This window comes from Devosia sp. UYZn731 (assembly GCF_040546795.1).
Taxonomy (GTDB): domain Bacteria; phylum Pseudomonadota; class Alphaproteobacteria; order Rhizobiales; family Devosiaceae; genus Devosia.
In genome coordinates this window covers 85187-98931 of the sequence record NZ_JBEPOL010000012.1, presented here as the reverse complement: position 1 = coordinate 98931, position 13745 = coordinate 85187, and the positions used below count along the sequence as shown (strand labels likewise).

Here is a 13745-nt window from a genome sequence, read left to right as displayed (position 1 = left end):
TCCCCCGGCAAACAGCCTGGGAACGATCAAAACATGGGTCAAATCTCAGTGAAAATTTACGCCCTCAGAGGGTCAGTTCTCAGTGGCAATCAACACCCTTGGACTCCATTTTATAGAGCGCTGGCCGTGGCAGGGCATTGATCAATGGATCAGCCCGGCTTTTTGAGTACGCAATAGGTCCATGAGTTTCGAATATATGCTCACTGGCGCGTGGGCCCTAAGTGTCACCTCGGGGTTGGCCTCCGACCTATCATTCTGCCAAAACGCTACCCCTAGTAAAAGGCGGTCGGCAAGTGCCCCTCGCTCAGTTAGCGCCGAAACCCCTCCTCCACTCATCCCGCCATAATTCTTTAGGGGTGGGATCCCCATGTCTTCATTGATATGCAATATCGCGACATCTAGTTCTCCGGATTGAAAGCCTAGGTACTGGTAACGGCCGGTTGCATAGACGAAGTTGTGCCGAGTTGTAACAACATCCTCGGTACGATTTACCTCAGCGCTTAGCGCTGCGGGCATGCCGGCGACGACAATTTTGATTTCGCTCGTCGGCAGCGTGAAATTTCGTTCAATTTCGTCAAGACGCTGGTCAAGGTTGTGAAAGTTCCAATTATGCAATTGCTCAGTGATCAGCGAAGGAAGCTCAAGAAAACCGATGTCCGGTCCGTTCGGCGCATTCCTGTCCTCTCCTCCAATTCGAGTGACATTGCAGACCATAAGGTCAGCATCCACATATGTCGCCTCCCCCTTTATCGGGTGGACCAGTAACAGTTTAAAACCGCGACTGGCGTCCTTTTCGAGCTCGTAGAGCACATGTCCCGCGGTCAGAATGCCCTTCCTTCCTGCCATCGTGACGAAGGTCCCAGAGCCGCTTGGAACCCACTCGCTAGTGGCCGCGGCAGTGGGCACTTCTAACAGAAAACCGACAGTGTACTGGACCAAATTAGCAAGCGCTGGGTCATCCGAGATAGGGCGCAAGGTGCTGGGCATGTATCAATCGGCCTCTGGTTAAGCCATCGCTGTTCGTAAATTTGCTCTCATTGGAAGCACGGCTACGCAAAGCGGCAGGCCTTCAATCAGCGTGCTCGTCACCGCTAAGTCTTTGTGACAAAGCCGCAGCAGTCTGGTCAACGATTTTAAGGCGGAAGCATCGAGTGAAATGCGAATGACCCGACCGATGGCCACACGGGTATTCACCGTCTCAGTCCGGAAAGTCGATTTACTTTGACAATCACCCGGCATCACAAATCCTCGGCGGAAATGCCAAAATCTGCGACCTCGCTTCGAGGAAGCTGTCCAGCGTTGGCTTCGCCACTCAGCAATCCGGCGTCCTGCATCGCCTCTAGATCGGGCAAGTCGCGGAGCGTGTCGAGCCCGAAATGCTCCAAAAATCCCTTGGTCGTCACGTAGGTGAACGGCGCCCCCGCCGTCGGGCTGCGCGGCCCGGCCGCTATCATGTTCTTGTCCCGCAGGGCGCCAATGACGTCGCGCGACACCTCCCGCCCTAGGATTTCCGACACCCCGGCCCGAGTCACCGGCTGATGATAGGCGATCGATACCAACACCATGGCTTCGTTCTGAGTCAGATCAATACCTCGGTCCGGCACCGCAGCAGACGTGGCGATGGCATCGGCATAGGCGGTTCGGGTCCGAAACGCCCAGCCCCCAGCGACACCGACCACGTCATAGGGTTTGCCGCGCAGCGCTTCGCGGATGTCATCGATCAGTAGGTCAATGCTGGCGTCGCGGCCGATCACTCGCGCCAGGGCCTCACGTTCCAATGGTTTTGGCGCCGCGAACAGCACGGCTTCGATACGGTTCATCCATTCGCGCCAGCGCAGGCCGGCCGGCATATCGGCCAGCTCGGTATCGAAGATTGGTGGTTCAGCATCTGCCCGTTTGCGCCTGGCCATCTGTTTTGCCCTCACAACCCGTACAGCCGAAACGTCGGCCGGCCAGTGAGCTCACGCACCGCACCGAGCTCCCCCAGCCGATCGAACAGCCGCCTAGCCCCGCGCGCCGACAGTTTTGGACTCGACCAGGACCCCGGCACCGCGTCATCCGACAGCAGCAGTTTGATAACGTCGCCAGAACCCTTGGCGCGCAACTTCGGCACCACCGTCGTCAGTTTTGCCGCCCGCTGGGCCAGCTCTATCCCGAGATCGCAGGCCTCCGCCGCGGCGGCCGCATAGGCCAAAAACACCGCCCTGCCCCACCCTTCGCCTCCCGGCCGGATGCGCTTGCGGTTGTCGCCCGATTTGAAGACCGCCGAGGCCACCTGGCCCATCAGCAGCGGCACCGGAATGGGCCAGCGAAGCTTTTGGGCGAGCAGGGCATCGGCCAACCAGAACGCCAGCAGTTCCGCATCCGGCCGGGCCCGATAGACGGCGGCGGCGATCTCGGCCGCCAGCACCGGCGCCGGCCGCGACGACACCACCATATCTTCCGCATTGGCGATGACCTCGGCGAGTCCGTCATCCCATTGCAGAGCAAAATGCTGTTCGGCGACCGGGCGCACGATCTCCGCGTCACAGCCGGTCGTGCGGTTGGCCAATCGTCGCCAGGCCATTAGGAACTGACCGGAGGGGCCAGGATCGTCGCCGGCGCCGCGCAGAAAATGGGTATCGCGCAGCGCGGATTCGTCCTCGCGCCGACCCGTCAAATTCACCGCTGCAGTAGCACTCTGGAGGGCCAGCCGTTGGCGCCAGGCGCCGACCCAGACAAAGTCGCCGCGGACCAGATTATCCAACGAATTCAATGCCACCCCGGCCAAATAGGCCGCATCGGCATCCTGTAAAGTCACGCCACGCGGCCGCGCCCAAACCGGTATGTCGCTTTCCATTTAATTGCGAGAATCTGATCTCAACGATTTCAGATAGTTGAGCCAGCACTTAATTTGAGAATGGGCAGTTAATTTGATAATGCGGCTTGGGTTTTGGCACTTAATGTGAGAATTTTGCTCTTGGAGTTTTTTCTCGAGAGTCTGCCATGATTGACCCGTTTCCTGAAGAAATTGACGAGGCGCTTTGGGATGAAGCGTGTCGGCGGGCAGACGCTGTCCGTGAGTTTCTGAAGCGTCGGGCCATCAGCGCGACAACCAGCGACATTACGGACCTCGCTTCGGAGCTTGGCCTTAGTCAGGCAACAGCGTACCGGCTGATCAAGCTGTTCAGGACGGGCGGGACCGTTCTATCCTTGGTGGATCGCAAACGCGGGCGCCCGCAGGGACATCGCACGCTGGATGAGGAACTGGAAGAGATCGTCCGCGCAACGATCAACGTTTATTACCTGAAGCGAACTCGCCCACCGGTCTCACAACTCGTCCGTGACGTGCAGGCAAGTTGCATTTCGGTTGGGCTGACGCCGCCGCATCGCCGGACGATAGTCGCCCGGCTCGAGGATATTGACCTCCAGAAGCGCGCCAAACGCCGCGGTGAGCAGAAGATCGTAAAAGAGACAACGGCTGTTCCGGGGACCTTCGGCGCTGCCCGACCTCTGGATGTCGTCCAGATTGACCATACCAAGGCTGACGTCTTCGTCGTCGACGAAGAAACTAGGCAGCCGATCGGTCGACCGTGGCTGACACTGGCGATGGACGTCTGCAGCCGCATGGTCACCGGATTCTATCTCACGATGGATGCCCCGTCCCGACTGTCTACCAGCCTGTGCTTGCTCCATTCCGTCTTCGACAAGTCGGCATGGCTGAGAGAGCGCGAGATCACGGAGCCCTGGCCCGTCGCCGGCTTGCCGAGCATTGTGCATGTCGATAACGGCGCCGACTTCCGCAGCCGGGCGTTCAAGCGCGGATGCGAAGACGCCGGCATCGCCATTGAGTGGAGGCCACCGGGTGAGCCGCGCTTCGGTGGTCACATCGAGCGTCTAATCGGCACGCAGATGGGAAAGTTGCACCTGCTACCCGGAACGACATTCAGCAACGCGCAGGAGCTAGGCGAATATGACTCGAAGCGGCACGCAGCTTTGACACTGCGTGAGCTGGAGCAGTATATCGCACTCGACATTGTCGGCTCCTACCATCAGTCGATCCACGGCACCCTCGGGCGACCGCCGATTGCTGTATGGCGGGAGCATGAGGGCGAGATTCCACTCCGGTTGCCGCAGGATCGCCTGCGCTTCTGGCTGACCTTCCTGCCTGAGCAGGAGCGGACATTGCGCCCGACTGGCATTCATCTTTTCGGCCTGCGCTATTGGTCTGCAGCGCTCAGCGCCGACGTGGGGCGCTCCGACCGGCGCCTGCTTGTCAAATACGATCCGCGCGATATGGCGCGTATCTTCATCAGACGGCCTTCGGGGAACTTTGTGGAGGCCCGCTACGCAGATCTGACGCTGCCTTCAATCACCCTGCACGAGGCAGTGACCGCCAGACGCACACTTCTGGCAAAAGGCCGCCGTGAAGTGGACTCGCGCGCTATCGTCAGCACCGCCATAGCGCAGCGGGAATTGATCGAGGCGGCAACCAAAAAGACTGCCGCCGCACGACGCGGCAAAACCTCGTCGAAATCGAAAGTGGATGATCGGGGATGGGGCTCGCTCCGCGGTGTCGACTCCAGCAAACCTGTACCCTTTGTTGAGGATACAGATTGAACCGGAGTGACCATGAACGATGCAATTGCCCATCTGACCACCGGCGCCGCTGCGCTGCTTAATGAAAACGACGAGCGACGCGTTCGTGCGATACGATCACGTCGCTGGGTGCTCTACCCTCGCGCCAAACAGGCGCTCGACCGGCTGAGCGCGCTGCTCGATCACCCCCGAGGTACGCGTATGCCCTCTGTCGCAATTTATGGCGATAGCGGTATGGGCAAGACCATGATCATGAAGCGGTTCCGTGACAAGCATCCACCGAGCTTCAACACGGTGACCGGCACCTTGAAGACGCCTGTTCTTGCCATGGAAATGACCAGCCGACCCGGCGAGCGGCGCTTCTATGCCGAACTGCTCACCCTGCTCGGTGCACCGCAACGGCCGCGCGCCGACATCGCCCAGATGGAGCAGGCTGCTCTGCGCATCATGGACGCCATCGGCGTGCAGGTGCTGGTCATCGACGAGGTCCACAACATCCTCGCCGGAACCTATCGCGAGCAGCGCATTGTGCTCAACACCCTGCGGTTCCTCAGCAACCGTCTCCAGATCTCGCTTGTCTGCTTCGGTGTTAACGACGCACGTGAGGCCATCGGAGGCGACGTCCAACTTGCCCGGCGGTTCGAGCAGTTCACCTTGAATAGGTGGGCGGCCAACGAGCAGTTCGAGACCCTGATAGTCTCGATTCTGCGCAATACGCCCCTGCGCAAATCCTCAGTTCTGGCGCCGAAATCGCTGCGACGAATTTTGCAGATCACCGAGGGTATCACCGCCAATATCTTTCACATGACCAATAGTCTCGCCGTCGAGGCCATCGAGAGTGGCCGCGAGCATATAACCGACGAAGCGGTCGAGAACTGGGAGCCGGAGTTCGATGCCGAAGCGGCATTCGCATGATGGATATCACGCTGGCCGGGCGATTGCCCGTGCGGTTCCGGCCGCACTTTGACGAACTCCTATCGTCCTGGATCAGAAGGCACGCAGCCTTCTACGCGGTTCCACCCCTGGTCATGCTGCGGCATTGCCTGCCGGAGGCGTCCTCGCTTCGGGCGGCCGATCTCAATCTGAGCAGTGATCAGGAAGCCCGCCTGGCCAACATATTTGCTATGGAGCCGACTGAGGTGCGTCGAATGACATTCACGAAAGTCGCACAATCATCGCTTCGCCTCATCGCTACGCGGCCCACCCAGTGTTGTTTGCACTGTGCTCGTGCTGTCGATGAGACGGCGCCAATCTTGCGAATCCAGCTACTGGGATGGCGCATCACATGCCCATTGTGTGGCGACCAATTGCTGGAGGTAGGCGGCCGCCACCTCCCCTCCCCCTTCAAGCAATATCGCGCTGCAGCTGTTCACGGCGAAAAGCTGCTCGATGATGAAGCCGAACGCAGCATCCGCACCTGGGCATCGCCAGCGGACATTGCTCGACTTCTGCTAATGCGCAGGATTCCAAGACCGATACCCCGTGAGCATGACCTTTGGCGGTTCCGCGTGCTCGGCGCCATCATCCCCGATCTCGACCACGTCGTTGCCGAGCTAGAAGAAAATCTGCCCACACCAGCCAATCCGATCCTGCCGCTTCATCTGCGGCCCGCACTTCTGGCAGGGGTTGCCATGGTGGAGCGTGCCGGCCCGGAGATGCTCCGAATGCTTCAAGGTCAGATGATGGGAGACAACCGGGTCCGCTTTGCCGACACCGTCAAAGATATGATAGCCCGATCGTGCGTGACGAAGGCGGCCACTCAGATCCAGCTAATGTGAGAATCCTGCCACTTAAATTCTCATAATTAACTGCCAACTTCGAACCGAACCGGCGCATTCTCACAATTAAGTGCCAAACGACACCCGTTCAGTTATTTCGGCTGAAAGCGTATCGTCATCCAGCACCACGATGACGTGTCCTCGATAGTAGCAAGCACTCGGCACCTCGTTCGCTGTTGCACGAACAGGATACGGAGAATTAAAGGCAGGGTTTCGACCGTGCTGAGCAATGCGAAAACGTTGTGTTAACGCGCGTTGGTTCCATGCGCTGGCCACATTCGGACTATTGCTATGGCAGCATTCACCTGTCCAAGCGTCGATTCACCTTTAGCCCGTTGAGCGACTGCTTCAATTCTCGCTGGAGCTCCGCCTCTTTCGCGCGGCACTGAGGGCTGTCCGCCCCTTGCCCCGTGCAACCTGCGTACGTTCCAGCCCGTCACCGCAGGCGCCCTGCATTGGCACTTAGTCCGCTTGGATTGTGTCGAGCCTACCGAGCGTTCGGAAAGACGCAGTTGTGGTTCAAGGGCTGCGCGCAACCTCCCCCACGTCAGCGCCGTTGATCGACGAATCCGCAAACGGAGAACCCCATGTCCTTCCCACCGCTTGAACCAACCACACCAGTTCCTGGCCCCGGCGAAGATATGCCACTGCCCCCAACTTTCCCGGTACCGGGTATTCCCGATCCAGATGACGTGCCCCGCCCACCGCTGCCAGGCGGTGATGATCCGCTAGATAGCCCACCGAGGGGCCCGCGTGACGATCCAATGCCAGCGTAGTTGCCCATGGCTAGATTCCTCCGGATCGCATCTTTAATTGAAATGCGGCTTCAAGTTCCGCCCTGACCGCGAACTACTGATATTGAGGCGTCGATGAGTGAACCGTATTTGCTGGAGCGAGCATTACTCGTCGCGACAAATGCGCATGCAGGGCAAGTAGACAAAGCCGGCGAGCCCTACATCCTGCATCCGCTCCGCATCATGGCGAGCATGTCGACCGAGACAGAGCGGGTAAGCCGGTCGAGTAGCGCCGTGGTCATCTTGGCGTCGCCGAAGACGGACGGCCATTCCCCGAAGGTCAGGTTGGTGGTGACGATGACCGAGGTCTGCTCGTAGAGGCGGCTGATCAGGTGGAACAGCAACTGGCCGCCTGTGAGCTGGGCTACTTTATTGGCCGGCTAGGCCGCCCACGGGTATGTGCGTTGAAACGCGGGAACGTCGAAATTCCGAGCGATTTCACCGGCGTTGTGTGGACAGAAATGGACGCGGCGAACGCATGGCGAACATCGCTCGCCAAAGAGCTTGCGGCGGCAGGTTATGACATCGACTGGAATACGGTGATGAAATGAACGAGCTAGTCCTTAGCTCAGCTGCGTCGCTGCCAGCCATGGTACGGGCAGCCGGCCCGCAGCCATCCACCAGATTTCTTGAGTTTTTCGTCTCGCATATCCGCGACGCGAACACGCGCCGCGCCTATGGCCGCGCTGTGGGTGACTTCATGACTTGGTGCGCTGACGCCGGCGTGCCGTCGATCGCGCTCGTGCAGCCGCTGCATGTCGCGGCGCGGGTGGAAATGCTGTCCGCCAGCCATTCGGCGCCGACTGCCAAGCAGCGTCTCGCAGCGGTGCGCATGCTCTATGACTGGCTCGTTGTGAAGCAGGTCGTGCCGGTCAATCCGGCCGCATCGGTGCGCGGACCCAGCCACAGCGTCAAGCGCGGCAAGACGCCGGTGCTGGACCCGTCAGAGGCCCGCTCCCTGCTTGATGCTATTGATTGCACCACCATCGTGGGTTTGCGCGATCGGGCGCTGATCGGCCTGATGGTTTATTCGTTTGCCCGCATCGGCGCCGTTACAGGCATGAAGGTGGAGGACGTCTGCACGCAGAGCCGCCGCCTATGGGTGCGGCTGAATGAAAAGGGTGGCGAACGGCATGAAATGCCGTGCCATCACAACCTCGAGGAATACCTGCACGCCTATATCGACGCTGCAGGCATCGCTGACGACACCAAAGATGCTTTGTTCAGGACGGATCGACCGGTCCACGAAAACGCTGTCCAAGCGCCCAATGCACCAGGCCAATGCCTACTCTATGGTGCAGCGTCGCGCCACGGCGGCCGAAATTGGCACCAAGATCGGCAACCACACCTTTCGCGCGACTGGCATCACGGCTTACCTCAAAAATGGAGGTACGCTCGAGCGGGCCGCCACGATGGCAAAGCATAGTTCGACCAGGACAACGCAGCTTTATGATCGTCGGTCGGACGAAGTGACATTGGACGAAGTGGAAAGAGTGTTGATCTGATGGGCACCGGCAGCGACCGATCTGCGGATAGTCCCGAGTGGGCCGCCAAATATCAGAGCGCTGAAGCGTGCGCGTTTTGCAAAAAAGAGGCTGCGCTCCAGTCTAGCCACATACTTCCAGCATTCGTGTTCAAGTGGCTCAAGGACACTGGCGGCACCGGCTACCTTCGTAGTGCCAAAATGCCCAATCGGCGAGCCCAGGACGGGCAAAAAATGCCCATGTTGTGCAGAGACTGCGAGCAGCTGTTCAGCAAGTATGAGCGCGAATTTGCCGGGAAAGTTTTCCAGCCGTATATCGCTGATGACGGGCTACGGGTGGCTTATGGGGACTGGCTTAGCCGGTTTTGTGCGACGATTTCTTGGCGCGTGCTGGCGTTGATGGTCCGCGAAGGACACTTAGCGCAACTGGACCCTGCAAGGCAGGAGGCATCAAAGCTAGCTCTGGAGCATTGGGAGCAGTTTATCACTGGCGAGCAACCCACCCCGGGGCGCTATGAGCAGCATCTGCTTCCTTTCTCAGGGGTAAGCAGTTCCACCGTATCCAAGATGCCGACCAACATGAACCGGTACTTGCGCAGGTGCGTCGAGATCGACCTACCCCAAGGAACCGACAGCGGCATGGCGATGACCTATGCCAAAATCGGCCCCATGATGATTTTTGGCTATATCGCACCTCCAGCCGATAAATGGCTTGGCACCCGCGTGGCTGTGAATTTCGGCCGCTTAGAGCCTGGCAAGTTCGTCTTGCCTGTGTCTCTGATGGACTATTTTTTCTTCCGAGCAGGAAAATACGGTTCTGCTCACGCCGCTATTTCACAGACGCAGCGGCGCAAGATCGAGGCAGACGTCACTAAGAACATCGATCGCTTCAAATCCTCTGACCAGTTCAAAGCCATCATGGAGGATCTCGAAATGTTTGGCGAAGAGGCCATTATCGATCGAGATTTCGACTAGGGCCCAGCCGGCTGCTTAAGCGGTTGCTGCAGCTGATTTCTGATACTGCGCGAGGAAATCATTTGCTGCATTGTTCATTTCGTCCTCAAGGTACGGCCTCGAGAGCTGGTAAATGAGTGGAACGATCAACGGGCTCGACACCCGCCGCGCATAGATAGCATCCTGAAATTCCCGGGTCTTAAGAGTGCATTCCGGCTCGAGACATTGACCCGACAAAGCCTGTTCCCACAGCTTTTTGGCAGACTTCATCAGATCTTCCAGCTGGTCGGCCGTGTCCTGCTGCCGGTAATATTCGCGGATCGACCAGCTGAGCAGCGGACTGAGCGACGCCAGAGTGAGAACCCACTGCGGGAACATAAGAGACTGGAATAGCCCGATTGCCCCCACCAGGACGGCCACGGCGGCCGCCAGCCCTATCAAAAGGCCGCTGTAAAACCGCCGCAGCTGACTGTCATAGCGCAGATTGGTCCGCTGGCAGATCAGCCGGGCCAGATGCAGAGGTGCCTCACCGGCCGCGACAGGATACCAGTCCACAAGCATTTCATCCGTGTGACGCGCGCTATATTTCGTCGCAGCACGATGGATGTCCTCGACGTCGACCGGGTCGCTGGCGACAAATTGGTTCCACCTCATCTCCAGCACGGTACAGTCAAAGCGTTCGCAGATGCGCGCCGCACGCTTCAAAAGCGCCTTGTAGCGCCGGTCTAGCCATAGAGGATCGGCGATCAGTACAAGCAGAGCCAGGGCGGCGAAATTCGTGCGCACACCGGGATCAAATCCCGCCCATATTGCTCCCACCACCGGAATTAGGACTGTCAGGCACAACTGCACCACCATGTAGCGCGTGGCCAGGGAATAGGTCCGCGTGCGGGCGCGCAGCAGCTTGAGCTGCGGCTCCAGCATCTGGACAATCGGAATCTGGTTGAGCATGGCCATTAGCCGAAGCTCGGGAAATGGTTAGGTGCGATCAGCTTCCAGCGTTCGATCGCTTGAGCAGTCTGGCCAGCCTTAGCAAAGGCCTCTGCCTCGAGTGCCCTTTGATGGGCCCAGCTGAACCAGCTCGCCAGATACTGTATTTTCTCAGTGGTGTTAACGTGCGCGGCGACGTCGTCACTGTACCCGGCCGGATCGGCCAGCTTAACCTTCACCAGCTCGACGCCCTTGCCGAAAACGTAGCGCATGCCGCTCGGAAAATCGCTGATTGTGATGCCTTGCAAGGATTGCAGGATCAAGGTCTCCAGATGAAACGACTTGATAAAGTCCCTGCCCTGATTGCAGCTTTTGATCATCTTGATCAGCGGCACCAGGTTGCCGTTGTGCGCCTTATTGGAGGCGGTCCACAAATCAACGTGCTTTTTTGGGTCTGTACTGATCCACCTAGCCATCTGTCCGTCGGGGATGAGGTAACCGCCGCCCTGGCGATTGAAGCTTGGTACGACGTCCACCTTAAAGTCGGTGAAGGTAATCGTCACAGCGGACCCGTCAGGCCGAATTTTGGGCGTGGACTTATAGGTTTTCAGCAGCGTCGTCCGAACCTGCTCAAGCAGTTTTTGCTGGTTATTGGCTGCAAAATACTTGGGGTCTAGGACGATGAAAATGTCCACGTCCGCTGTCGAAAGCGGAGAAATCATAGTGTGCCGGCGGTAAGAGCCGGTCAGGAAGCTGTCGAGTACAGTAAAGTCCTGTGCTACCGCCGCTCGCACGTTAGTCTGTCGTTTCGACACGGTTTGTTCCTGCAGGTCTGTAATCCCCAGATTGCTCCGGAAATCTCGAAATGCCTGCTCTATCGTTCTTGCCATGCCTCACACTAACCGAATGTAATCATACGTCCAATACTTGCATGACTTTTCCACGGTCTGGCAGCTAAGGGGCCCTGCCCCTCGCGTCGGTCAAGGGGTGTCCCCACCCTTCCGCGCTGCGCTTGTGCAGGGTGAGCGATCCCCCTCCCTATGACCTCTACACCCCCGGTCTCGCCGACGGGCAAGGTTTCTGCGTGACAGAAACCAAACCCAAAGGAGAGACCACCCATGAGCGAACGCATCAACATCGTCTGGCACGGCATTGCCGCCGAAATCCACTGGCGCCGCGACTACAACATCATCAAGAGTCTGGGCTTCCATATCTCCCACCTCGAGCTGCGCCAGGACGGGACGCCCCCCTGCCCATCACGGCAACCGGCTACCTGTCGCACTTCGTCTATCCCGAAGAGGTCGACGCGTGGGGCGGGCCGGAAGCCTACGTACAGGCGTGGCTGGACGCCGAGGGCGGCAAACCGGAATGGCAGCAGGTTGAGGAAGACTTGCGGCAGCCGAGCATGTTTTAGATACCCTGTCAGTCAGACTGCTTGACAAAATATGAGTACGTACTCATAATATCAAGTGTAATGGAAAACTTGCCACACCCCGAACATCCTCTTTATTGGATAGCGTCCAGCAGGAAGGACTACGGGGAATTGCCGCCCGAAGTGCAGGAATTGTTCGGTTTTGAACTCTTTCTCGCGCAGACGGGGCAGTTTCCGCCATCCGCCAAACCCCTCAAGGGTCTGGGCAGCGGGGTTGTGGAGCTTGTCGGAAACTTCGACGGCGACACCTACAGGGCCGTTTACACAGTCCGCTTTGCGCGGGCCGTCTATGTGCTGCACGCTTTCAAAAAGAAGTCGAAGGCCGGCATCAAGACCCCCCAGAGCGATATTGACCTCATCAAGCGCAGGCTTCGCGACGCGGAAGCCCATTACGCTTCGATAGAATAGGAGAGCAAACGATGACCGAGCATACCGACGTTCACGTCAGCGCCCCGAATATCTTTGCGGAATTGGGGCTTCCGGACGCGGGCACGCACTACCTGAAAGCGCAGATCGTGGCCGAACTCTACCGGCTCACGACCGCCGATAAACTGACCCAGGCCCAGGCGGGCGACCGCATGGGCATCAGCCAGCCCGAAGTCTCACGGCTGTTCAAAGGCAACTTCCGTGAATACTCCGTAGAGCGGCTGATGGCTTTTCTCACCGACTTTGACCAGGATGTCGAAATCGTCGTCCGGCCGAAAAGTGGTGGCGACCGGGGACACATCACCTTCAAGCACGCGTTAGCGTAAAAATCGCAGGGCCCCCCGGGCTCTGTTTTTAAAGGGACGGAAGATCCATGACCGACTTTTTTATCAGCTACACGGGCGTCGACGAATCTTGGGCGGAATGGATCGGCTATGTGCTCGAGGAGGCCGGCTTCACGACCATCATCCAGGCCTGGGACTTCCGGCCGGGCAGCAATTTCATCCTCAACATGCAGACGGCCGCCAGTTCGGCCGACCGCACTATCATGGTGTTGTCACCCGATTATCTGAAATCGCAGATGGCCGCGCCTGAATGGGCTGCCGCCTTCTTGCAAGACCCGCAGGCCGTTGAAAACCGCCTGTTGCCTGTGATGGTACGGGCTTGCCAGCCAAGCGGCATGCTCGCAGCGATCGTGCAGATCCGCATCCACGAACTCGAGGAGCCAGATGCCAAAAAGGCTCTCCTCGCAGGGGTGAATAGCAAACGCGCCAAGCCCTCGAACCCGCCAGCGTTTCCCGGCCGGCCGGTTGCCGGAATTGCACACAAGGATTTCCCGGGCACCAGTGCGCCTGCAGCTGCAGCACCCCCTGCCCCCCGCGCATCCATCATTCCCAAGCTGCGCCAGGCACCCACCGACGTCGACCGCCGCCGCTTTCTAAAACAGGGCATCGAAACGATCCGGCAGACGTTTGAAGCCAACTTGAAGCAGGCCGCGCAGGACGAACCACGGCTCGAGCCGGACTTCACAGCAGCCACGTCGGTCGACTTCACGGCCGAGCTGTTCCTTGACGGCCAGAGCAAGTGCCGCACCCGTATCTGGCTGTCTAGCGAATCCAGGTCAGAAAGTATCGCCGTTCAGGAAGGCCGGGCATCCGGTAACGCGATGACCGAAATTCTCTATGTGTCCAGCGAGGGCGACCTCAGCTTTTCCTCCACTATGCCTTCCGGCTATAACGGTGACGAACAGAAATTCGATTTGAAGCACCTCAGTGCCGAAGATGCTGCCGCTTATCTATGGCAACGCTTCGTGCGGCCGTTGTCCTATTAAAGCCTTACCATCAAGTGCCGGACGAGGATCAATGCCATCT

15 protein-coding genes and 1 pseudogene are annotated in these 13745 nt (G+C 58.8%); 10 read left to right on the top strand and 6 right to left on the bottom strand.

Annotation, left to right across the window (positions count from 1 at the left end):
- Positions 1–141: 141 nt before the first annotated feature.
- The 3 genes from ABIB57_RS24020 to ABIB57_RS24010 form a co-directional block, all read right to left on the bottom strand.
- Complete coding sequence (locus tag ABIB57_RS24020; protein ID WP_354043803.1) at positions 142–987, bottom strand: hypothetical protein; 846 nt, start codon at positions 985–987, stop codon at positions 142–144.
- A gap of 251 nt (positions 988–1238) precedes the next feature.
- Positions 1239–1910 (bottom strand): SMC-Scp complex subunit ScpB, encoded by a 672-nt coding sequence (scpB, locus tag ABIB57_RS24015; protein WP_354043802.1) that lies wholly within the window; start codon positions 1908–1910, stop codon positions 1239–1241.
- An 11-nt stretch (positions 1911–1921) separates the two neighbouring features.
- The gene (locus ABIB57_RS24010) at positions 1922–2839 is read right to left on the bottom strand and encodes a DUF1403 family protein (protein ID WP_354043800.1); all 918 of its coding nucleotides are present in this window, start codon (positions 2837–2839) and stop codon (positions 1922–1924) included.
- Between the two features lie 146 nt (positions 2840–2985).
- Here ABIB57_RS24010 and ABIB57_RS24005 point away from each other — a divergent pair, with 146 nt between their 5' ends.
- From ABIB57_RS24005 to ABIB57_RS23995, 3 genes are read left to right on the top strand one after another with little or no spacing between them, the layout of a single operon-like run.
- The gene (locus ABIB57_RS24005; protein WP_354043799.1) at positions 2986–4599 is read left to right on the top strand and encodes a TnsB C-terminal domain-containing protein; all 1614 of its coding nucleotides are present in this window, start codon (positions 2986–2988) and stop codon (positions 4597–4599) included.
- A gap of 12 nt (positions 4600–4611) precedes the next feature.
- Positions 4612–5493, top strand: coding sequence for a TniB family NTP-binding protein (locus tag ABIB57_RS24000; protein WP_354043798.1), 882 nt, complete (start codon positions 4612–4614; stop codon positions 5491–5493).
- Positions 5490–6356, top strand: coding sequence for a TniQ family protein (locus tag ABIB57_RS23995; RefSeq protein ID WP_354043796.1), 867 nt, complete (start codon positions 5490–5492; stop codon positions 6354–6356). The genes ABIB57_RS24000 and ABIB57_RS23995 overlap by 4 nt, the downstream gene beginning before the upstream one ends.
- Before the next feature lie 952 nt (positions 6357–7308).
- Here the strand turns inward: ABIB57_RS23995 and ABIB57_RS23990 are convergent.
- Positions 7309–7506: pseudogene (locus ABIB57_RS23990) on the bottom strand (ATP-binding protein); the annotation flags it as partial.
- Here ABIB57_RS23990 and ABIB57_RS23985 point away from each other — a divergent pair.
- The 3 genes from ABIB57_RS23985 (at position 7483) to ABIB57_RS23975 (ending at position 9608) form a co-directional block, all read left to right on the top strand.
- The gene (locus tag ABIB57_RS23985) at positions 7483–7701 is read left to right on the top strand and encodes a TIR domain-containing protein (protein ID WP_354043795.1); all 219 of its coding nucleotides are present in this window, start codon (positions 7483–7485) and stop codon (positions 7699–7701) included. The pseudogene ABIB57_RS23990 and the gene ABIB57_RS23985 sit on opposite strands and share 24 nt — an antisense overlap.
- Before the next feature lie 38 nt (positions 7702–7739).
- Positions 7740–8576 (top strand): site-specific integrase, encoded by an 837-nt coding sequence (locus tag ABIB57_RS23980; RefSeq protein WP_354043793.1) that lies wholly within the window; start codon positions 7740–7742, stop codon positions 8574–8576.
- A gap of 78 nt (positions 8577–8654) precedes the next feature.
- Positions 8655–9608 (top strand): hypothetical protein, encoded by a 954-nt coding sequence (locus tag ABIB57_RS23975; RefSeq protein ID WP_354043792.1) that lies wholly within the window; start codon positions 8655–8657, stop codon positions 9606–9608.
- 15 nt (positions 9609–9623) lie between these two features.
- Here ABIB57_RS23975 and ABIB57_RS23970 read toward each other — a convergent pair whose 3' ends face one another.
- On the bottom strand, positions 9624–10544 hold the full coding sequence (locus ABIB57_RS23970; protein ID WP_354043790.1) for an S-4TM family putative pore-forming effector: 921 nt from the start codon (positions 10542–10544) through the stop codon (positions 9624–9626).
- Positions 10544–11407 carry an SMODS domain-containing nucleotidyltransferase gene (locus ABIB57_RS23965; RefSeq protein ID WP_354043789.1) on the bottom strand — a complete coding sequence of 288 codons (864 nt, stop codon included), beginning with the start codon at positions 11405–11407 and terminating at the stop codon, positions 10544–10546. The genes ABIB57_RS23970 and ABIB57_RS23965 overlap by 1 nt, the downstream gene beginning before the upstream one ends.
- A gap of 131 nt (positions 11408–11538) precedes the next feature.
- Between ABIB57_RS23965 and ABIB57_RS26885 the strand changes: the two genes are divergently transcribed.
- From ABIB57_RS26885 to ABIB57_RS23950, 4 genes are all read left to right on the top strand, one after another.
- Positions 11539–11931, top strand: a complete 393-nt coding sequence (locus ABIB57_RS26885; protein ID WP_502914472.1) for a hypothetical protein — start codon at positions 11539–11541, stop codon at positions 11929–11931.
- A gap of 129 nt (positions 11932–12060) precedes the next feature.
- A complete protein-coding gene (locus ABIB57_RS23960) occupies positions 12061–12357 on the top strand; it encodes a type II toxin-antitoxin system RelE/ParE family toxin (protein ID WP_502914471.1) in 297 nt (98 codons plus the stop codon).
- Positions 12358–12368: 11 nt separating this feature from the next.
- Positions 12369–12701 carry a helix-turn-helix domain-containing protein gene (locus ABIB57_RS23955; protein WP_354043786.1) on the top strand — a complete coding sequence of 111 codons (333 nt, stop codon included), beginning with the start codon at positions 12369–12371 and terminating at the stop codon, positions 12699–12701.
- Between the two features lie 47 nt (positions 12702–12748).
- A complete protein-coding gene (locus tag ABIB57_RS23950) occupies positions 12749–13705 on the top strand; it encodes a toll/interleukin-1 receptor domain-containing protein (protein ID WP_354043784.1) in 957 nt (318 codons plus the stop codon).
- The last annotated feature ends 40 nt before the right edge of the window (positions 13706–13745 follow it).

Coding starts and splice junctions, on each gene's coding strand:
- ABIB57_RS23965 (WP_354043789.1), bottom strand. CDS start 11,407: ATGGCAAGAACGATAGAGCAGGCATTTCGAGATTTCCGGAGCAATCTG.
- ABIB57_RS24000 (WP_354043798.1), top strand. CDS start 4,612: ATGAACGATGCAATTGCCCATCTGACCACCGGCGCCGCTGCGCTGCTT.
- scpB (WP_354043802.1), bottom strand. CDS start 1,910: ATGGCCAGGCGCAAACGGGCAGATGCTGAACCACCAATCTTCGATACC.
- ABIB57_RS23970 (WP_354043790.1), bottom strand. CDS start 10,544: ATGGCCATGCTCAACCAGATTCCGATTGTCCAGATGCTGGAGCCGCAG.
- ABIB57_RS23950 (WP_354043784.1), top strand. CDS start 12,749: ATGACCGACTTTTTTATCAGCTACACGGGCGTCGACGAATCTTGGGCG.
- ABIB57_RS23980 (WP_354043793.1), top strand. CDS start 7,740: ATGGTACGGGCAGCCGGCCCGCAGCCATCCACCAGATTTCTTGAGTTT.
- ABIB57_RS24005 (WP_354043799.1), top strand. CDS start 2,986: ATGATTGACCCGTTTCCTGAAGAAATTGACGAGGCGCTTTGGGATGAA.
- ABIB57_RS23995 (WP_354043796.1), top strand. CDS start 5,490: ATGATGGATATCACGCTGGCCGGGCGATTGCCCGTGCGGTTCCGGCCG.
- ABIB57_RS24010 (WP_354043800.1), bottom strand. CDS start 2,839: ATGGAAAGCGACATACCGGTTTGGGCGCGGCCGCGTGGCGTGACTTTA.
- ABIB57_RS23955 (WP_354043786.1), top strand. CDS start 12,369: ATGACCGAGCATACCGACGTTCACGTCAGCGCCCCGAATATCTTTGCG.
- ABIB57_RS24020 (WP_354043803.1), bottom strand. CDS start 987: ATGCCCAGCACCTTGCGCCCTATCTCGGATGACCCAGCGCTTGCTAAT.
- ABIB57_RS23975 (WP_354043792.1), top strand. CDS start 8,655: ATGGGCACCGGCAGCGACCGATCTGCGGATAGTCCCGAGTGGGCCGCC.